We start from the raw sequence: 18,652 nt of genomic DNA, 5'->3' as shown, positions 1-18,652 counted from the left end.
TCTGCCCCTCAAGTCTATCCCGCGCCTCCGACCCCGGATGGCGCGCATCGCCTGGATCAGGGGATGGTCCACAGGGCCGTACCCGCCAGGGCATACATCGTGTAGATCCAGGTCCATTGCCCGAGCAGGCAGGCACCCAGTACGCCGATGCGCCAGACGGACGACTTCGGCATCGCAACCGCACCCCAGAGGGGTGACAGCGGGACGAGCAGTCTGAAGATGCTCGACTGGGGGAAGAACACCGCCAGCAGGTACAGGAGATAGCTCGCGGACCACAGCCGGAGGTCCGCTCCCAGGCGCTTCACGTGCGGCTCGAAGATCAGCAGAGAGATCACGGCCAGGATCAGTGCGGCCAGCAGCAGGTACCCCGCAGCCTCGGGCATGCCCCACTGGCCCGCCCAGAAGCGCGCGCCGAGGAGGAAGCCGTCGAACGGCACGAACTCCTCGGGAGGATCGACGATCCAGTTGCGGCGCCAGGCGAGTTCCGTCGACAGATAGGCGCCGGGGTCGCCCGTCCGAAGATCGGCGAAGGCCTGCCAGGCGAATCCCGAGATCGTCGCCAGCGCCCCGAGCGCCACGATATGGATGACGTCCCGGCCAGGCAGTGGCTCCCGGCGCCGCGTGAACCAGCGGTGGAAGCCGTGCAGCCCGAGGAAGAGCGCGAACGCAAGCACCCCGGGCCGGGTGAGCGCCATGAGCGGGATGAGGACGTACAGCCAGCCGTACGAGCGGCGCATGACACACCAGAGCGCCAGGAACAGCCACAGCAGGAACAGGGACTCCGCATAGCCCACCTGGAACAGTGCGGCCAGCGGTCCGGCGGCGAAGAACACGACAGCACAGGTCGCCACGCCGTCGCTCGCGCGCATGCGGGTCATCCGGTGCAGCACGAGGCACGCGAGGTACCCCGCGACCATCGAGACGACGACCGCGCCCGCCGTCCAGGATCCGAGGGCGAGACCCACGCCGGCAGAGAGGTATGCGTAGACGGGCATGAAGGCCCAGGCGTTCTCGGCGACATCACCGGCATCCGTGAGCGGCAGCACGTCCGGGTAGCCGTAGGAGGCGACGAACCAGTACCACCAGGCATCCCACCCCGCTGCGAAGGAGCCCGGCGACGGGTCGGCGCCGAACCTCGACTCCAGGGGGGCCATCTGACCCGCGATCATGAAGAACACCGCGGTGACGGCGCGGGCGAGGAGGTACAGGATGCCGATCCGCACCGGGATGGGCAGGCTCGCCGCCCGCTCCCACAGCGCGGGACGGGTCCCGGGTGTCAGGAGCTCGTCAGCCACGCCCGCAGTCCGCGCTCGACATCCTCGATCTGGGAAATCGGCACGCGCTCCTCGTCGTGGTGCGCGAGATGCGGGTCGCCGGGACCGTAGTTGACTGCGGGAACGCCGAGAGCGGAGAACCGGGCGACGTCCGTCCACCCGTACTTGGGGCGGGGTGCCGCGCCCACCGCGGCCACGAACTCCTGGGCGAGCGGAGCATCCAGGCCGGGCCGGGCTCCGGCGGCGAGGTCGATGACCTCCACCTCGAAGCCGTCGAACGCGTCCCGCACGTGACGGGTCGCATCCTCCGCCGACCTGCTGGGCGCAAACCGATAGTTGACCTCGACCTCGCAGAGATCGGGGATGACGTTGCCCGCGACGCCCCCGTTGATGCGAACCGCATTCAGGCCCTCACGGTACACCAGGCCTTCCACCTCGATCTCACGCGGGCGATACTCCGCCAGGCGGCGCAGGATCGGTGCCGCCTTGTGGATGGCGTTCTCGCCGATCCACGAGCGTGCGCTGTGCGATCGCACGCCGTGCGTGCGCACCACCGCGCGGAGGTTGCCGTTGCATCCCCCCTCGACAGCGCCGTCGGACGGTTCGCCGAGGATCGCGAAGTCTGCCGCGAAAAAGTCGGGACGCTCGGCGGACAGTCGCGTGAGTCCGTTGAGGTCGGCATCCACCTCCTCATGGTCGTACCACATCCAGGTGATGTCGACACGTGGCTCGGTCAGCTCCGCGGCGAGCTTCAGCTGCACCGCCACACCCGCCTTCATGTCGACGGTGCCGCGGCCCCAGATGTGCTCGATGCCGTCGATCGTGACGTCGCGGGTGGGGACATTCCCGTTGATGGGGACGGTGTCGATGTGGCCCGCGATGACGACCCGCTGGGCACGTCCGAGGTTGGTCCGTGCGACGATCGTGTCGCCGTTTCGATACAGCTCGAGGTGCGGCAGCGCACGCAGCGAGGCCTCGATCGCGTCGGCCAGAGTGGTCTCGTCACCCGACACGCTCGGGATGTCGCAGATTGTCCGGGTGAGCGAGACGGAGGACGCGGACAGATCGAGCGCGGGCATCCACAGAGTCTACCGATGGCGCTCTCGCGCGAGCCGTCTGCCCCGGAGCGCTACCGTGGAGGGCATGAGCGATGAGCGGTGGGTCTGGGGCATCGGCCTCGCGACGGTGGCGGGCGACGGAACGATCCTGGACACCTGGTATCCCGAACCCCGGTCCGGCCGCATCCCGCTCGGACTCGATCCCGCGATGCCGCCCGAGCACCTCGAGCAGCTTGCGGTGGCTGACGCCCGGCGCGCCGTGGCCGTCGAGGTGGTCACCATCGAGATCGATCTGGATGCACCGCCCGCCTCCACGCCGGACGCCTATCTGCGGCTGCACGCGCTCTCGCACCGTCTCGTCCTCCCGAACGCCGTCGATCTGACCGGCATCTTCGCGCACCTCCCCAACGTCGCCTGGACGACAGCCGGGCCGATCCACCCCGACGACCTCACGCGTCTGCGCCCGTACCTGCAGCGCGACGGCATCCAGGTGCAGGGTCTCGACAAGTTCCCTCGCCTCCTCGACTACGTCACGCCGCCCGGAGTGCGCATCGCAGACGCCTCGCGCGTCCGCCTCGGCGCGTATCTGTCACCCGGCACCACCGTCATGCACGAGGGCTTCGTCAACTTCAACGCCGGGACCGTGGGCACCTCGATGATCGAGGGGCGCATCTCGCAGGGCGTGGTGATCGGCGACGGAAGCGACATCGGCGGCGGTGCGTCGATCATGGGCACCCTGTCGGGCGGCGGGGCGCACCGCGTGTCGATCGGCGCCCGCAGCCTGCTCGGGGCGAACGCCGGTGTCGGCATCTCGCTCGGTGACGACTGCGTGGTCGAGGCGGGCCTCTACGTGACGGCCGGCTCCAAGATCGTGCTGGCCGATGAGCCGCGGCGCGCCGACGGCGCGCTCCCGGTCGTGAAGGGCGCCGAGCTGTCGGGGCGCGACGGCATCCTCTTCCGCCGAAACTCCCTGACAGGGGCGATCGAGGCCGTCCGGCGCGCCGGTGTCGGCGTCACGCTGAACGAGGCACTGCACGCCTGAAGGCTCGGGCACGCATGGAGCGCCGCGAGACGCGGCCGGCCCCTAAGCTCGTGCTGATCCCGGAGGTCGCATGAGCACCCAGCTGCCGAAGAAGTTCTACGAGACCGAGCTGCGCCGCCTTCAGGCGCAGCTCGTCGACATGCAGGCCTGGGTGCAGGCGTCGCACGCGCGGGTCGTGGTGATCTTCGAGGGCCGGGATGCCGCAGGCAAGGGCTCGACCATCAAACGTGTCACGGAGTTCCTCAATCCTCGCGTGACCCGGGTGGTGGCCCTTCCCGCGCCGACCGAGCGCGAGCGCACCCAGTGGTACTTCCAGCGGTACATTCCGCACCTTCCCGCCGCCGGCGAGATCGTGCTGATGGACCGCTCCTGGTACAACAGGGCCGGTGTCGAGCACGTGATGGGCTACTGCACGAACGCCGAGTACCACCGCTTCCTGCACCAGGCGCCGATCTTCGAGCGGATGCTGGTCGAGGACGGCGTGCTGCTCCTCAAGTACTGGTTCAGCGTCTCTCCGGACGAGCAGGAGCGCCGATTCCGCTCGCGCAGCGAGGACCCGATGCGCCGCTGGAAGCTCAGCCCCAACGACGTGCTGTCGATCACGCGCTGGGAGGACTACTCGCGGGCGAAGGACACGATGTTCGTGCACACCGACATCCCCGAGGCGCCCTGGTTCGAGGTGCCGTCGATCGACAAGCGCCGCAGCCGAATCAACATGATGGCGCACCTCCTGTCGCGGATCCCCTACGAGATGGTCAAGCGCCCGGAGGTCGAGATCCCCCCGCGGCCCGAGTCGAAGGGATATGAGCGACCGCCGCGCAACCTGGAGAACTATGTCCCCGACTACGCGGCTGAACGGCTGCGAGATGCGGCCAAGGGTCAATAGCGCTTGAACCGACCGGTATCCGGTTCGGCTCGGCGGACGTCCTCGCGAGCGCCTTCGCTCAGCCGGGCAGCAGCTGAGCGAGCCCGAAGGTCCACAGGCAGATGAAGGCCAGCATCCCGAGGCTGTACCCGATGGCCGCACGCAGGATCTCCGATTCGCGGCCGGACAGTCCTACGGCACCTGCAGCGATGGCGATCGACTGCGGTGAGATGACCTTGCCGGTGGCGCCGCCCGCCGTGTTGGCGGCGAGCAGGAGCGTCGGCGAGACGCCGATGTGCTTCGCCGTCGTCACCTGAAGCTGCGCGAAGAGGGTGTTGTTGTTCACCACCGATCCCGTGATGAACACCCCGAACCAGCCGATGATCGGCGCGAGCAGCGGGAACAGCGGCCCGACAGCGGCGAGTGCGGCCCCGATCGTCGCCGAGCCGCCGGAGTAGTTCGCGATGTTGGCCAGCACGAGGATCAGGACGATCAGCACGATGGCCTGCCAGAGCGCCTTGATCGTCTCGGCCAGTTCATGCCAGAGGTCACGGGCCGTCAGCTTCGGCATCGAGAAGAAGGCGACGATCACGGCAAGGAAGATCGCCGTGCCCGTGGCGTTGAGTGGGGTGAAGTCCCACGTCTGGGTCACGACCGCGCCCTCCGACGTCTCGACGACTCCGGTCACTCCCGGGATGGGGAACTTGAACACCGCCCACGCGAGCGGTCCGTCTTCGGCGAAGAGATCCTTGAACCACGGGATGCTCCACACGAGGATGAACGCCGTCAGGATGTAGAACGGACTCCACGCCTGCGCCACCTCGCGCACGGGGTAGCGAGTGATCTCGGGTGCCTCTCCCCCGCCTTCGCGGAAGACGCGACGAGGCTTCCAGAAGCGGCCGAGCACGACGATCGCCGCCATCGTCGCAAGGCCGGCGCCGAGATCGGCCAGCTCCGGCCCGAGCACCCAGAGGACGCCGCCCTGCACCCCGCTGAACACCAGGCTCGCGACGAGCGCGGCGGGCCACGTCTCGCGCAGTCCGCGCCAGCCGTCGAGGATCAGGATGAGCAGGAACGGGACGAGGAACGTGAGAGGCTGCAGCAGCAGCACCAGCGCACGGGAGAGGTCCATCACGTCGATCCCGCCGACATTGGCGCCGACGATCACGGGGATGCCGATCGCGCCGTACGCGCCGGCGGCCACGTTGGCGACCAGGCAGATCATGGCCGCCTTCACCGGGCGGAAGCCGAGCTGCACCAGCAGCGCCGCGCAGATCGCGATGGGCACCCCGAACCCGGCGGCGCCCTCGAGGAAGGCGCCGAACGCGAAGGCGATGAGCAGCACCTGGATGCGCTGGTCCGGCGAGATGCCGCTGATGGACGCCTGGACGACCTCGAAATGGCCGCTCGCCACCGCGAGCCGGTAGAGCCAGACCGCCATCACGATGATGTAGGCGATCGGCCACAGCGCGTTCAGCACGCCGTATAGACCCGCTCCCGCGACGGCGGATGCCGGCATCCCGAACGCCCACAGGGCGACGATGATCTCGACGACGACCGAGATGGCCGCCGCGACGATGCCCTGCATCTTGAAGACGACCAGCAGCACCAGGAAGGTCGCAACCGGAAGCACCGCGACCAGCGCCGAAAGCCACAGGATGCCGAGCGGGTCTTCAGGCTGGGTCCACACGAGCTGCACCGTCCCTCAATCGGAGACGGCGCTGCTGCCGTCGACAGCGCTCACGCTAGCGAGAGAACAGGGCGCGCGAAAGCATCCGACACGTCACGCGGTGACGGATGCCGCAGAGCCGCGTCAGGAGATGCCGGGGTAGTCGCGCTCGCCCGCGCCGATGTACAGCTGCTGGGGTCGTCCGATCTTGGTCTGCGTGTCGGACTGCATCTCGCGCCAGTGGGCGAGCCAGCCGGGCAGACGGCCGATGGCGAAGAGCACCGTGAACATGCGCGTGGGGAAGCCCATCGCCTTGTAGATCACGCCCGTGTAGAAGTCCACGTTCGGGTACAGGCGGCGCTCACGGAAGTAGTCGTCGTCCAGCGCCAGCTCTTCGAGCTCCTTCGCGAGATCGAGCAGCGGATCGTGCACGCCGAGTTCGCGGAGCACCTCGTCGGCTGACTCCTTGACGAGCTTGGCGCGCGGGTCGTAGTTCTTGTAGACCCGGTGGCCGAAGCCCATGAGCTTGACGCCGTCCTCTTTGTTCTTGACGCGCTCGACGAAGCGCTGCACGCTCTCGCCGGAGTCGCGGATCTGCGCCAGCATGTTGAGCACGGCCTCGTTGGCACCACCGTGAAGCGGCCCGTACAGGGCGTTGATGCCCGCCGAAATGGAGGAGAACTGGTTCGCGCCCGTCGAGCCGACGAGCCGGACCGTCGAGGTGGAGGCGTTCTGCTCGTGGTCCTCGTGGAGCAGGAGCAGCCGCTCGAGCGCGCGCGACATGACGGGGTTGATCTCGTACAGCTCGCTCAGCACCCCGAAGTTGAGCTTCAGGAAGTTGTCGACATAGCTGAGGGTGTTGTCGGGGTACAGGAATGCCTGGCCGATGCTCCGCTTGTGCGCGTACGCGGCGATGACCGGGAGCTTCGCGAGCAGGCGAATCGTGTTGAGCTCGACGTGCTCCGGGTTGTTGGGGTCGGACTCGTCCTCGTAGTAGGTCGAGAGAGCAGCGGTTGCCGACGACAGCACCGACATGGGGTGCGCCGTGTGCGGAAGCGAGGAGAAGAAGCGCTTCAGGTCTTCGTGCAGGAGCGTGTGGTGCCGGATCTTCTCGTCGAACTCGCCGAGCTCGTCGGGGGTGGGCAGCTCACCGTAGATGAGGAGCCACGCCGCTTCGAGGTACGTGCTGTGCGCTGCGAGCTGCTCGATCGGGTAGCCGCGGTAGCGCAGGATGCCCTTGTCGCCATCGATGAAGGTGATCGCCGACTTGGTCGCCGACGTGTTGACGAAGCCGTAGTCCAGGGTCGTGTGCCCCAGCTGCCGGCTCAGCGTCGAGATGTCGATGCTCGGAACGCCGTCTGTCGCCGGAAGCAGCGGGAGTTGCGCGCTGCGATCGCCGATCGTCAGGATTGCCTTCTCCTGCTGCGTGCTCGCGTCCGTCACTGCGCCTCCTCGCGATTGCGATTGGATCGAGGGATTTGGCTCGAAATTCGAAGCTGATGCTGCCCCGATGTGCCGCCGGGCGCAGGGACGGGTCGGTCTCCGCGCGCTTTTACAGCCTACTGGCCGCCAGAACCTATCGCGGACACCGCCAAAGCCTTGAGGCATTCGATGGAGGAATGCGACGGATGCTTCGTGTTTATGGCTCAGAGCGCAGTGAGCCGTGCGGCGGCCGACGAGACGCGCTCGTCGCTCGCGGTCAGCGACAGCCGGATGTGCTCGGGATGATGCGCCCCATAGAAGTGACCCGGGCCGGCCAGGATGCCGAGATCTGCCAGGCGCGAGAGGCTGTCCCACCCGTCGCGCCCCTCGGTGGCCCACAGGTAGAGTCCCGCTTCGCTGCGATCTATCCGGAATCCGGCGGCCTCGAGGGCGGGCTTCAGGATGCTGCGACGTGACCGGTAGCGCTCCTTCTGCAGGGCGACATGCGCGTCGTCGCCGAGTGCTGCCGTCATCGCGGCCTGGACGGGTCCGGGAAGCATAAGCCCGAGGTGCTTGCGAGGCGTCAGCAGCCGCTCCACGAGTGCAGGGTCGCCCGCCAGGAACGCCGCGCGGTACCCCGCCAGGTTCGACTGCTTGCTCAGCGAGTACACCGACAGGATGCCGCTGACGTCGGCCCCGACGACCCGAGGGTCGAGCACCGACGGGATGGGCTCGGCATCCCACGGCGCTTCCCACCCCAGTTCGGCGTAGCACTCATCGGAAGCGAGGACCGCCCCGATTTCGCGCGCGCGGTCCACGGCGACGCGCAGGGACGCGGCATCCCACACCCGTCCGTCGGGGTTGCCGGGCGAGTTGATCCAGACGAGACGCGCTTCCGCCGGCCACTCCCCTGGGTCGTCGGAGGCGAGAGGCGTCGCTCCCACCAGCCGGGCGCCGACCTCGTACGTCGGATAAGCCGCTCTCGGGTGCACCACGACGTCGCCGGGGCCGAGGCCGAGAAGGAGGGGCAGCAGCGCCACGAGCTCCTTCGAGCCGATCGTCGGCAGCACGTGGGCGGGCGTCAGCCCCGGCACGCCGCGGCGCCGGGCGTACCACTCGACGACCGCGTCGCGGAGAGCAGGCGTGCCGATCGTCTGCGGGTAGGCATGCGCATCGGTCGCCCGGGAGATGGCCTCGGTCACGACCGCCGGAGTGGGATCGACCGGCGAGCCGATCGACAGATCGACCATGCCGTCGGGGTGGGCCCTGGCCTTCGCGGCGTACGGTGCGACGGCGTCCCACGGGTAGTCGGCGAGGTCAGCGACCCCCACGATCAGTGGTCCTGCGGAGGGAGGGCGACGATGACGGGGTGGTCCTTGTGGATCACACCGACCTTGGCCGCGCCGCCGGGAGAGCCGATGTCGTCGAAGAACTCGACGTTGGCCTTGTAGTAGTCCTGCCACTCGTCGGGCAGGTCGTCCTCGTAGTAGATCGCCTCGACGGGACAGACGGGCTCGCAGGCGCCGCAGTCCACGCATTCGTCGGGGTGGATGTACAGCGAGCGGTCACCCTCGTAGATGCAGTCGACGGGACACTCGTCGATGCATGCACGGTCCTTGACGTCGACACAGGGAAGGGCGATCACATACGTCACCCCTTCAGTCTAGTTCGACCGTCGGAGCCTCGAGACGTCCGGCCAGGCCACGGCGAGCGTGACCATCAGCGGTACCGCGATCGTCCACACGATGCCTGGATCGAACTGCCCTTCGGGCGCCTGCGGGACGATCACCGAGCCGCCGGGTCCGCGGCCCGAGAAGACCAGCGTCGCGATCATCATGCCGAGGCCTGTCGCCAGAGCCGCCCAGCGGTCGGACGTCAGAAGGCGAACGGCGAGCAGCAGCGCGCCGGATCCGGCGATCGCAAGGACGAGTCCCACAGGGAACCAGCCGAACGTATAGGTGTGCGCGATCGTCCCCGCGAGACCGTAGACGACGCCGACCGCGAACGCGACGACCCAGGTCGCGACACGAGCGAGAACCGAGGTGCGCACCCGTCGACTCTACCCGCGGGCTCAGGTCAGGCCGCCCAGCCCCAGAGCCTCAGGAGCGCCGCGACGAGGGCCGCGGCCGCCACGACCACGAGGAACGGCGCCCGCAGCATCAGCAGCCCTCCGGCCACGATGACCGCGGGCACGCGGGCGTCGACCACGATGGACTGGCCGAAGCCGAGTGTCTGGACGGCCACGAGCGCCGCCAGCAGTGCCACCGTGAGGAGGTCGGCGATCCGCGCCGGCCGCGGCGCCTCCAGGACCTTCGGCGGCACAAGGTAGCCGAGAGCCTTCCACCCGGCGCAGATGAGAGCTGCCACGAGGATCGCGGTCCAGAGGGTCACGGGAGCCCCTCTCGCTCGGGCAGGTCAGCGGGCTCGCCCTGGAGCGATCCGCCTTCGCCGAGCCAGTTGAACCAGCCGACCACGATCGCCACCACCGCGGCGATGAGCACGGGAAGTCCGGGCATGAGCAGCGGGGTGAGCATCGTCGCCACCACCGCCGCCGCGACACCCACGGCGATCGGCTGCCGCCCGCGCAGGCGCGGCCAGAGCAGTGCGAGGAAGGCTGCCGCGGCGGCGGCATCCAGTCCGTACGCCTTCGGGTCTCCGAGCACGTCGCCGAGGAGCGCCCCGGCAAGAGTGGAGAGGCCCCAGCCGACGTAGATCGCGATGCCGGTGACCCAGAAGCCCACCAGCCGGGCGCGGCGGGTGTGCTGCGCCAGCGAGACGGCCGTGGACTCGTCGATGGTGAACTGAGCCGCGGCTGCCCGCTTCCACGCACCTCGGCCGATCACAGGTGACATCCGCATTCCGTAGGCGGCGTTGCGCACGCCGAGGAGTGCCGCGGAGGCGATCGCGGCGGGCGCGGCTGCCAGGCCGCCCGCACCGATCACGCCCACGAAGGCGAACTGCGATCCGCCGGTGAACATCAGCAGGCTCAGTGCGCACGTCTGCCAGACGTCGAGCCCCGCCGCAACCGAGAGCGCCCCGAACGAGATGCCGTACGCACTGGTCGCGAGTGCGACGCCGAGTCCCTGGCGTGCGGCCCTGCGTCCCTCGCCCGCGGCGTGCGCGTCGTCGAACCGGGGCGTGAGGGTCACTCGATCGAGATTACCGAGAGTCCTCCGCAGGCCGCGCGGTCCGCGCCGCCATTCGTGGCCCGATCACCGCCAATCGGCGGTGACTCGCTTGCCCGCGATCAGGCGTTCGCGTCCTGGCGCTTGAGGCGCGAGGTGGCACGGGCGCGCTCGGTGGCGTCCAGGTTCACCTTGCGGATGCGGACGAGCTCGGGCGTGACCTCGACGCATTCGTCGTCGCGCGCGAACTCGAGGCTCTCCTCGAGGGTCAGCTGGCGAGGAGGCGTCATCGACTCGAACGTGTCGGAGGTCGACTGGCGCATGTTCGTGAGCTTCTTCTCTTTCGTGATGTTCACGTCCATGTCGTCGGCGCGCGAGTTCTCGCCGACCACCATGCCCTCGTACACCTCCTGGGTGGGCTGCACGAAGAACGACATGCGCTCCTGCAGTGCGATGATCGCGAACGGCGTGACGACGCCGGTGCGGTCCGCGACGATCGAGCCGTTCTGACGCGTCACGATGTGACCGGCCCACGGCTCGTAGCCGTGGGAGATCGCGTTCGCGATACCCGTGCCACGGGTCGTGGTGAGGAACTCGGTGCGGAACCCGATGAGGCCTCGCGAGGGGACGATGAACTCCATGCGCACCCAGCCGGTGCCGTGGTTGGTCATGTTGTCCATGCGGCCCTTGCGGGTCGCGAGAAGCTGCGTGATGGCGCCGAGGTACTCCTCGGGAGCGTCGATCGTCAGGTGCTCGAAGGGCTCGTAGGTCTTGCCGTCGACCTTCTTCGTGACCACCTGCGGCTTGCCCACTGTCAGCTCGAAGCCCTCGCGGCGCATGTTCTCGACCAGGATCGCGAGTGCGAGTTCGCCTCGGCCCTGCACCTCCCACGCGTCCGGACGCCCGATGTCGACGACCTTGAGCGAGACGTTGCCGACGAGCTCGCGGTCGAGGCGGTCCTTGACCATGCGGGCCGTGAGCTTGTGACCCTTGACCTTGCCCACCAGGGGCGAGGTGTTGGTGCCGATGGTCATCGAGATGGCCGGGTCGTCCACGTGGATCTGCGGCAGCGGGCGGACGTCATCCAGGTCGGCGATGGTCTCGCCGATCGTGATGTCGGGGAAGCCGGCGATCGCCACGATGTCACCGGGGCCGGCGTCGTCTGCGGGGTAGCGCTCCAGTGCGCGCGTCTTGAGGAGCTCCGTGATGCGGGCGTTGCTCACCGTGCCGTCCGCGCGGACCCACGCCACCGTCTGGCCCTTCTTCAGCGTGCCGTTGAACACGCGCAGCAGCGCGAGACGGCCGAGGAACGGACTTGAGTCGAGGTTGGTCACCCACGCCTGGAGGGGCGCCTCATCGTCGTACTCAGGGGCCGGCACGTGCTGGAGGATCGCCTCGAACAGCGGCTCGAGGTCGTCGTTGTCAGGAAGCTCGCCGTTGGCGGGGCGGTTGCGGGATGCTGCTCCCGCTCGTCCACTCGCATACACGACGGGCACATCGAGGAGAGCGTCCACATCGAGGTCGGGCACGTCGTCGACGAGGTCGGACGCGAGGCCGAGCAGCAGGTCGTGCGCCTCTTCTTCGACCTCGGCGATGCGGGCGTCCGGGCGGTCGGTCTTGTTCACGAGCAGGATGACCGGAAGCTTCGCCTCGAGAGCCTTGCGCAGCACGAAGCGGGTCTGCGGCAGCGGACCCTCGCTCGCGTCGACCAGCAGCACGACGCCGTCGACCATCGACAGACCGCGCTCGACCTCGCCGCCGAAGTCGGCGTGACCCGGGGTGTCGATGACGTTGATCGTCACCGGCGTCTCTGTGTGCAGGCCCTTGTACGTGATCGCCGTGTTCTTGGCGAGGATCGTGATGCCCTTCTCACGCTCGAGGTCGTTCGAGTCCATCGCGCGCTCTTCCATGTGCTCGTGCGAGCCGAAGGAGCCGGTCTGACGCAGCATGGCGTCGACGAGGGTGGTCTTTCCGTGGTCGACGTGCGCAACGATTGCGACGTTACGGAGGTCCTGACGAAGGGCGCGCGCCATGAGGGTGATCCTTGCAAAGAGGGAGGAATGTGGGCATCGGGCCTGAAAGGACCGGCGCGTCCACTTTACCCGCCCTGCCTGGGGATCCGCTTTCATTGACCCAGACGGCGTGGATGCCCCTCGCTCCGGGTGCGGTGCCGACGGATCGGCGGACCGACGCGGGGCTCAACCCCACGGGGCGACGATCACCAGGCTCGCGACCGTCCAGGCCACGATGATCGCGAGCGCGACGAGCGCCGGGAGGTCGGGCGTCCGCCGAACGGGGCGGCTCTCGCCGCTCCCGCCCTCCCCCGCGCCGATCCAGGTCTCCTGGATGAGGGTGAGATCACGGGTCGACGGCTCGACAGCATCCGCCGCCGGTTCCTCGGGCTTCTTCCGTGGCCGCCGCAGAGAGGGCCCGCCGAAAGCGCGCAGGACACGCCCGTCGTGGAGCGTGACTTCGAGCTGCCAGCGAAGGCGTATCGCGGATACCCGCTCCCACGGGATGTCGACGATGCTCAGCACATTGTGCAGGCGGATGCCCTCGGCATCCGTCCGCACATGCGGTGCGTAGCTGAAGACGTAGATGCCCCAGAGCACGAGCAGCACCCACGGGGTGATCAGCAGGCCCTGCTCGACGCCCCCGCGCAGGAAGGCGTCGATGAGCAGAAGACCCGCGATCCCGGCGGACGCGAACATGCCGATCGTGGCCGACACCGACCGGAAGATCCGCCTGTGCGCGCCGCCGGGGATCGAGGTCATCGGCCGCCGAGGGGAATCGATGCGCCGGGGATGGCATCGAGCAGTCGCTGGGTGTAGCCCTCGCTCGGATTGCTGAAGATCTCGTCGACCGTTCCCTGCTCGACGAGCTTGCCGCGCTCCATGACGCAGACGTGGTCAGCTACGACGCGCACGACGGCGAGGTCATGCGTGATGAACAGGTAGGTCAGGCCGAGTTCTCCCTGCAGGTCGGCGAGGAGCTTGAGGATCTGGTCCTGCACCAGCACGTCGAGCGCCGACACCGCTTCGTCGAGGACGACGATGTCGGGCTTGAGCGCCAGCGCGCGGGCGATGGCGACACGCTGACGCTGGCCGCCGGAGAGCTCGTTCGCGTAGCGCGTCGCGATCTCCTGCGGCAGCGCGACCTGATCGAGGAGCTCGCTCACGCGCGCGCGCCGAGAAGCGCGGTCGCCGACCTTGTGGATCACGAGCGGCTCGGCGATCGTGTTGGCGATGTTGCGGAGCGGGTCGAGCGAGCCGTAGGGGTCCTGGAAGACGGGCTGCATGCGGCTGCGCATCTTGAACGTCTCGCGGCTCGAGAGCTTCGAGGTGTCTTTTCCGTCGATCTCGATCGTGCCGGAGGTGACATCCTCGAGCTTCAGGACCATCTTCGCGATCGTCGACTTGCCCGATCCCGACTCGCCGACGATGGCGAGGGTCTTTCCGCGAGGGACGTCGAAGGACACCGAGTCCACAGCCCGGAACGGCTCGCTGCGGAACCCGCCGAGACGGATCGTGTAGTCCTTGACCAGATCGCGAACCCGCAGCGTCGGCGCGACGTCGGCGACGTCTTCGCTCGTCTGGATCCCGCGATCCTCGACCACGGCTTGGATGCGCTGCGATGCGATGCTGGGCGCCGCCGCGACGAGACGCTTCGTGTAGGGGTGGATCGGGTTCTCGAGAATCGTCCGGCTCGGACCCGCCTCGACGATCTCGCCGTCCTTCATCACGATGATGCGCTCGGCACGCTCAGCCGCGAGACCGAGATCGTGCGTGATGAGGAGCACCGAAGTGCCCTTCTCCTTCGTGAGCTTGGCCATGTGGTCGAGGATGACCCGCTGGACCGTGACGTCGAGCGCCGAGGTGGGCTCGTCGGCGATCAGCAGCTTCGGGTCAGCCGCAAGGCCCATGCTGATCAGCGCGCGCTGGCGCATGCCGCCGGAGAACTGGTGCGGATACTGGTTCATCCGCTTCTCGGCGTCGGCGAGGCCGGCCTGCTTGAGCACCTCGACCGCACGGGCTTCGACATCGCGCTTGCTCGAGGCCATGCCGTTCGCGCGCACGGTCTCTTTGACCTGGAAGCCGATGCTCCACACCGGATTCAGGTTCGACATCGGGTCCTGCGGGACGTAGCCGATCTCGCGTCCGCGCACGGGCTCCATCTGCCGGGAGGTGAGCGCGGTGAGGTCGCGTCCATCCAGCGTGATGGTTCCTCCGGTCACGTGCCCGGTCCCAGGGAGGAGTCCGATGATCGCCGAGGCGGTGGTCGACTTGCCGGATCCCGACTCGCCGACGATCGCGACGGTCTCACCCGGGAAGATGTCGAAGTCGATGCCGTGGATGACTTCGCGCTGCCCTGACTGCGATTCGAAGGCGATCCGCAGATCCCGCACCGTGACAAGCGGGGTGGGCGTGGTGGCTGTGCCGCTCATCGGTTTGCCCTCGCTCTCGGGTCGAGGGCATCTCGAATGAGCTCCCCCAGCATGATGAACGCGAGGACCGTGACGGTCAGCGCGATCGACGGGTAGATGAGCGCCTGCGGAGCCACGCGCAGCGAGGACTGCGCCTGGCTGATGTCGTTACCCCACGACATGACGTTGCTCCCGAGACCCACGCCGAGGAACGAGAGCGTCGCTTCGGCCACGATGGCGGCCGCGAGGCTCAGCGTCGAAATCACGATGAGGGGCCCGATCGAGTTGGGCACGACGTGCGACAGGAGCGTCTGGAAGCGCGTGAGTCCCAGTGCGCGGGAGGCCGTCACGAAGTCCGACTGCCGCACCCTGAGCACCTCGGCGCGCACGACGCGCGCGGTCGACGCCCACGCGAAGCCGCCGATTGCGAAGGCAAGGGTCAGCGGGGTGCGGTTCTGCGAGAAGACCGTCATGACGACGACCGCAGCGAGGATGTACGGGATCGCGAAGAAGATGTCGCCGACGCGCGAGAGCAGTCCGTCGAGCCATCCGCCGTAGAACCCCGCGAGTGCACCCATGATGAGGCCGAGGGTGGACCCGATGATGGTCGCGAGGATGCCCACCACCAGCGATGTGCGCGCACCCCACACGATTCGCGCCCAGATGTCACACCCCTGGAACGTGAACCCGAGGGGGTGGCCCTCGGTCGGGCCGGCATTGCTGTTGGACAGGAAGCACTCGTCGTTCGGCGGCGTCTGGGTGAACAGCGTCGGCCACAGCGCCATGAGGATCACGACGAACATGATCAGCAGCGCGAGCCAGAACGTGGGTCGCTTCCGCAAATCATGCCAGGCCTCGGACCACAGGCTCCGGGGCTTGGCGCTCGTCACCTTGACGGCATCGACCGCGACAACGGCGTCTTTGATGGGCGCCACGAAATGGCCGGCGGCACGCGGTTGATCAGACATAGCGGATCCTCGGGTCGAGCAGTCCATACAAGAGATCGACGAACAGGTTGACCATGACGTAGATGATGACGAAGACAGTCACGAAAGAGACGATGGTCGGTCCTTCATGCGCCTGAGTCGCCCGGAACAGCGTGTTGCCGACGCCGGGCACATTGAAGATGGCCTCGGTCACGGTGGCACCGACCAGCAGCACCCCGAAGTTGGTGGCGCTGTTGGTGATGACCGGGATGAGCGAGTTGCGCAGCGTGTGCACGGGGATGACGCGATTGCGCGACAGCCCCTTGCTGTACGCCGTGCGCACCCAGTCCTGGTTGAGCGTGTCGATGACCGAGCCTCGCATGAGTCTCATACTCGTGGCGTAGAGACTGACGCCGAGCACGAGCGCCGGCAGCCACAGGTCGTTCCAGTCGTTCTGCGCACCGACGGTGGGCTTGAACCAGCCCAGCTGGATCGCCAGGAAGTACTGCGCCACGAAGGCCAGGACGAAGATCGGGATGGCGACGAAGATCAGCGCGACGACGAGCGCCGTGTTGTCGAACAGCTTTCCCTTGCGCAGCGCCGAGACGGTGCCGATGATGATCGCCAGGGTGAACTCGATCGCGATCGCCATGATCGCCAGGCGTGCCGTCACGGGGAGCGTCCGGGCGAGGACGTCATTGACCGATTGCCCGGAGTAGGTGACTCCCATGTTTCCCTGGAAGATGCCCACGATGTAGTAGAAGTACTGGACGATGAACGGGTCATCGAGGTGGTACTGCGCGCGGAGTTCCGCAAGCAGCGCCGGACTCGGCGGCTTGTCGCCGAACAGTGCGGCGATGGGGTCTCCCGGCATCGCGAACACCATGAAGTAGATGAGCAGGGTGGCCCCGAAGAACACGGGGATCACCTGCAGCAGGCGTTTGAGGATGTATGAGAACATCCACGCTCCCTCTGACTGAAGGATGCCGCTCGCACGCGGTCTGCGGGCTGTGCGGCATCGTCGTAGGGCGTCGAGCGCGTGCGTGACGCGCTGCAACGCCCGGGCGGCAGACCGCGAGGCGGTGACTTATCGTCACCGCCTCGCGGGTTCGATCATCCGAGCTTATTCGCTCTTGGTGATCTCGTAGTAGAGCGGGACCGAGTTCCAGCCGAAGGTGACATTGTCGACCGTCTCGGCGTAGCCGCCGGTGACGTTCGAGTACCACAGCGGGATGGCCGGGAGGTCCTGGAAGAGGATCTCCTGCGCCTGCACGTACTTCTCGTTGGCAGCCTCGAGGCTGTCCGCGGACGCACCTTCAGCAGCCAGCTTGTCGACCTCGGGGTTCGAGTAGTCGCCGTCGTTCGATCCGGCGCCGGTGACGTACAGCGGGGCGATGAAGTTGTACAGACCGGGGTAGTCGGCCTGCCAGCCCGAGCGGAACGCAGTGGTGATCGTGCGGTCGTTCACCTGCTGGCGCAGCGAGGCGAAGTCGACGAACGGGGCGCCCGACGCGTCGATGCCCAGCGTGTTCTTGATCGAGTTCGTCGCAGCGTCGACCCACGGCTGGTGGCCGCCGTCCGAGTTGTACGCGATCTGGAACGAGCCGCTCCACGGCGAGATGGCGTCGGCCTGGGCCCACAGATCCTTCGCCTTGTCGGCGTCGAACTCGAGGACATCCGAGCCCTCGATCGAGTCCGACCAGCCGTCGATGACCGGGGACGTGAAGTCCGAGGCCGGCGTGCGGGTGCCGCTGAAGATCGTGTCGGTGATCTCCTTGCGGTTGATCGAGTGCGAGATCGCCTGACGACGCAGCTTGCCCTCGTCGCCGCTGAAGTGCGGGAGGTTCTGCGGGATCGTGAACGACTGGAAGATCGCGGCCGCCTGGTTGACGGCGCGGTCGCCGAGGTCGCTCTCGAAGGTCGCGAGGGCGGTCGGGGGAACGCCGTCGATGACGTCGACGTTGCCGGCGAGGAGGTCGGCGTACGCCGCATCCTGCGTGGCGTAGAAGACGATCGTCAGACCGCCGTTCTGCGCGACGCGGCCACCGTCGTAGTCCTCGTTCTTGACGAGGTCGATCTGGACGTCGTGCTGCCACGCGTCGTCGGACGCGAGCTTGTAGGGTCCGTTGCCGATCGGGGACTCGCCGAACGCCTCGGGGTCGTCGAACGCGACATCGGGGAGCGGGTAGTACGCCGAGTAGCCGAGACGGAGAGCGAAGTCAGCCGCGACCGGCGAGGTCAGGTCGATGGTGAACGTGTAGTCGTCCACCACCTTGAGACCGGTGAGCTCGGAGTCTGCGTCGGCGCTGAAGCCCACGATGTCCGAGAACCAGGACTGGTTCTGCTGGGCGTTCGAGAGCTGCGCGCCGTAGTTCCACGCCTCGGTGAAGTTGTCGGCGGTGACCTCTTCACCGTCGGTGAAGGTCTGCCCCTCCTTCAGCTTGACCGTGAGGGTGTCCTCGTCGTCGACGGTGATCGAGTCCGCCATGTCGTTGACGCTCTTGCCGTCGCCGTCGTAGTAGACGAGACCGGCAAAGATCGAGTCGAGGATCTTGCCACCGCCGACCTCGTTCGTGTCGGCGGGCAGAAGCGGGTTCTCCGGCTCCGAGCCGTTGGTCGTGATGATCGCGGTGCTGGCGCCCGATGTGGGCTCGTCCGTCGCGTCGTCGGTGCCGCCGCTGCTGGAGCAGCCGGCGAGCACGAGCCCGCCGACGCCGACCAGCGCCAGGCCCGAAAGGGCGATCTTGTTGCGCTTCACAGTTCCTCCGTTGAGAAATGGGGTGTCGCTCGGACGCCACCGCGGCGGCTCCGGAGCGGTTAGAACGACCCTAGGCATACTGATGCATGT

17 protein-coding genes are annotated in these 18,652 nt (G+C 67.7%); 2 read left to right on the top strand and 15 right to left on the bottom strand.

The window, feature by feature from the left end; genetic code table 11:
• Positions 1 to 56: 56 nt before the first annotated feature.
• Both AC1DP3_RS03005 and dapE read right to left on the bottom strand, forming a co-directional pair.
• Positions 57 to 1,295 carry a hypothetical protein gene (locus tag AC1DP3_RS03005; RefSeq protein WP_477291143.1) on the bottom strand — a complete coding sequence of 413 codons (1,239 nt, stop codon included), beginning with the start codon at positions 1,293 to 1,295 and terminating at the stop codon, positions 57 to 59.
• On the bottom strand, positions 1,277 to 2,353 hold the full coding sequence (dapE, locus tag AC1DP3_RS03000) for a succinyl-diaminopimelate desuccinylase (RefSeq protein ID WP_477291141.1): 1,077 nt from the start codon (positions 2,351 to 2,353) through the stop codon (positions 1,277 to 1,279). The genes AC1DP3_RS03005 and dapE overlap by 19 nt, the downstream gene beginning before the upstream one ends.
• Before the next feature lie 64 nt (positions 2,354 to 2,417).
• On the opposite strand from dapE, the gene dapD reads away from it, so the two are divergent.
• Both dapD and ppk2 read left to right on the top strand, forming a co-directional pair.
• Positions 2,418 to 3,374 carry a 2,3,4,5-tetrahydropyridine-2,6-dicarboxylate N-succinyltransferase gene (dapD, locus tag AC1DP3_RS02995; protein WP_477291139.1) on the top strand — a complete coding sequence of 319 codons (957 nt, stop codon included), beginning with the start codon at positions 2,418 to 2,420 and terminating at the stop codon, positions 3,372 to 3,374.
• A 70-nt stretch (positions 3,375 to 3,444) separates the two neighbouring features.
• Complete coding sequence (ppk2, locus tag AC1DP3_RS02990) at positions 3,445 to 4,260, top strand: polyphosphate kinase 2 (RefSeq protein WP_477291137.1); 816 nt, start codon at positions 3,445 to 3,447, stop codon at positions 4,258 to 4,260.
• Positions 4,261 to 4,318: 58 nt separating this feature from the next.
• Here the strand turns inward: ppk2 and AC1DP3_RS02985 are convergent, their stop codons facing one another.
• The 13 genes from AC1DP3_RS02985 to AC1DP3_RS02925 all read right to left on the bottom strand — a co-directional run bounded on the left by AC1DP3_RS02985 (position 4,319) and on the right by AC1DP3_RS02925 (position 18,562).
• Positions 4,319 to 5,938 carry an L-lactate permease gene (locus AC1DP3_RS02985; RefSeq protein ID WP_477291135.1) on the bottom strand — a complete coding sequence of 540 codons (1,620 nt, stop codon included), beginning with the start codon at positions 5,936 to 5,938 and terminating at the stop codon, positions 4,319 to 4,321.
• Positions 5,939 to 6,052: 114 nt separating this feature from the next.
• A complete protein-coding gene (locus tag AC1DP3_RS02980) occupies positions 6,053 to 7,351 on the bottom strand; it encodes a citrate synthase (RefSeq protein ID WP_477291133.1) in 1,299 nt (432 codons plus the stop codon).
• A gap of 203 nt (positions 7,352 to 7,554) precedes the next feature.
• Positions 7,555 to 8,661: a succinyldiaminopimelate transaminase gene (gene dapC, locus AC1DP3_RS02975; RefSeq protein WP_477291131.1), complete on the bottom strand. Its 1,107-nt coding sequence runs from the start codon at positions 8,659 to 8,661 to the stop codon at positions 7,555 to 7,557.
• 2 nt (positions 8,662 to 8,663) lie between these two features.
• Positions 8,664 to 8,984: a ferredoxin gene (gene fdxA, locus AC1DP3_RS02970; protein ID WP_477290602.1), complete on the bottom strand. Its 321-nt coding sequence runs from the start codon at positions 8,982 to 8,984 to the stop codon at positions 8,664 to 8,666.
• 9 nt (positions 8,985 to 8,993) lie between these two features.
• Positions 8,994 to 9,380 carry a DUF6113 family protein gene (locus AC1DP3_RS02965; protein ID WP_477291129.1) on the bottom strand — a complete coding sequence of 129 codons (387 nt, stop codon included), beginning with the start codon at positions 9,378 to 9,380 and terminating at the stop codon, positions 8,994 to 8,996.
• 26 nt (positions 9,381 to 9,406) lie between these two features.
• Positions 9,407 to 9,721, bottom strand: a complete 315-nt coding sequence (locus AC1DP3_RS02960) for an AzlD domain-containing protein (protein ID WP_477291127.1) — start codon at positions 9,719 to 9,721, stop codon at positions 9,407 to 9,409.
• A complete protein-coding gene (locus tag AC1DP3_RS02955; RefSeq protein ID WP_477291125.1) occupies positions 9,718 to 10,479 on the bottom strand; it encodes an AzlC family ABC transporter permease in 762 nt (253 codons plus the stop codon). The genes AC1DP3_RS02960 and AC1DP3_RS02955 overlap by 4 nt, the downstream gene beginning before the upstream one ends.
• A gap of 98 nt (positions 10,480 to 10,577) precedes the next feature.
• The gene (gene typA, locus AC1DP3_RS02950; protein WP_477291123.1) at positions 10,578 to 12,488 is read right to left on the bottom strand and encodes a translational GTPase TypA; all 1,911 of its coding nucleotides are present in this window, start codon (positions 12,486 to 12,488) and stop codon (positions 10,578 to 10,580) included.
• 165 nt (positions 12,489 to 12,653) lie between these two features.
• Positions 12,654 to 13,229: a hypothetical protein gene (locus AC1DP3_RS02945; RefSeq protein WP_477291121.1), complete on the bottom strand. Its 576-nt coding sequence runs from the start codon at positions 13,227 to 13,229 to the stop codon at positions 12,654 to 12,656.
• The gene (locus AC1DP3_RS02940; RefSeq protein WP_477291119.1) at positions 13,226 to 14,899 is read right to left on the bottom strand and encodes a dipeptide ABC transporter ATP-binding protein; all 1,674 of its coding nucleotides are present in this window, start codon (positions 14,897 to 14,899) and stop codon (positions 13,226 to 13,228) included. Before AC1DP3_RS02940 ends, AC1DP3_RS02945 begins: the two co-directional genes overlap by 4 nt.
• Positions 14,896 to 15,846: an ABC transporter permease gene (locus AC1DP3_RS02935; RefSeq protein ID WP_477291117.1), complete on the bottom strand. Its 951-nt coding sequence runs from the start codon at positions 15,844 to 15,846 to the stop codon at positions 14,896 to 14,898. The genes AC1DP3_RS02940 and AC1DP3_RS02935 overlap by 4 nt, the downstream gene beginning before the upstream one ends.
• Positions 15,839 to 16,765 (bottom strand): ABC transporter permease, encoded by a 927-nt coding sequence (locus AC1DP3_RS02930; protein ID WP_477291115.1) that lies wholly within the window; start codon positions 16,763 to 16,765, stop codon positions 15,839 to 15,841. The genes AC1DP3_RS02935 and AC1DP3_RS02930 overlap by 8 nt, the downstream gene beginning before the upstream one ends.
• Before the next feature lie 162 nt (positions 16,766 to 16,927).
• Positions 16,928 to 18,562: a peptide ABC transporter substrate-binding protein gene (locus AC1DP3_RS02925; protein WP_477291113.1), complete on the bottom strand. Its 1,635-nt coding sequence runs from the start codon at positions 18,560 to 18,562 to the stop codon at positions 16,928 to 16,930.
• Positions 18,563 to 18,652: the final 90 nt, after the last annotated feature.

The organism is Microbacterium sp. P5_B6, assembly GCF_056400345.1.
Note: the sequence above shows the minus strand (reverse complement) of the source record. Positions and strands in the feature narration are given on the sequence as shown.

Bases quoted from the DNA above. Each gene is read 5' to 3' on its own strand.
- dapE (WP_477291141.1), bottom strand. From the start codon at position 2,353: ATGCCCGCGCTCGATCTGTCCGCGTCCTCCGTCTCGCTCACCCGGACA.
- dapD (WP_477291139.1), top strand. From the start codon at position 2,418: ATGAGCGATGAGCGGTGGGTCTGGGGCATCGGCCTCGCGACGGTGGCG.
- ppk2 (WP_477291137.1), top strand. From the start codon at position 3,445: ATGAGCACCCAGCTGCCGAAGAAGTTCTACGAGACCGAGCTGCGCCGC.
- typA (WP_477291123.1), bottom strand. From the start codon at position 12,488: ATGGCGCGCGCCCTTCGTCAGGACCTCCGTAACGTCGCAATCGTTGCG.
- AC1DP3_RS02945 (WP_477291121.1), bottom strand. From the start codon at position 13,229: ATGACCTCGATCCCCGGCGGCGCGCACAGGCGGATCTTCCGGTCGGTG.
- AC1DP3_RS02940 (WP_477291119.1), bottom strand. From the start codon at position 14,899: ATGAGCGGCACAGCCACCACGCCCACCCCGCTTGTCACGGTGCGGGAT.
- AC1DP3_RS02935 (WP_477291117.1), bottom strand. From the start codon at position 15,846: ATGTCTGATCAACCGCGTGCCGCCGGCCATTTCGTGGCGCCCATCAAA.
- AC1DP3_RS02930 (WP_477291115.1), bottom strand. From the start codon at position 16,765: ATGTTCTCATACATCCTCAAACGCCTGCTGCAGGTGATCCCCGTGTTC.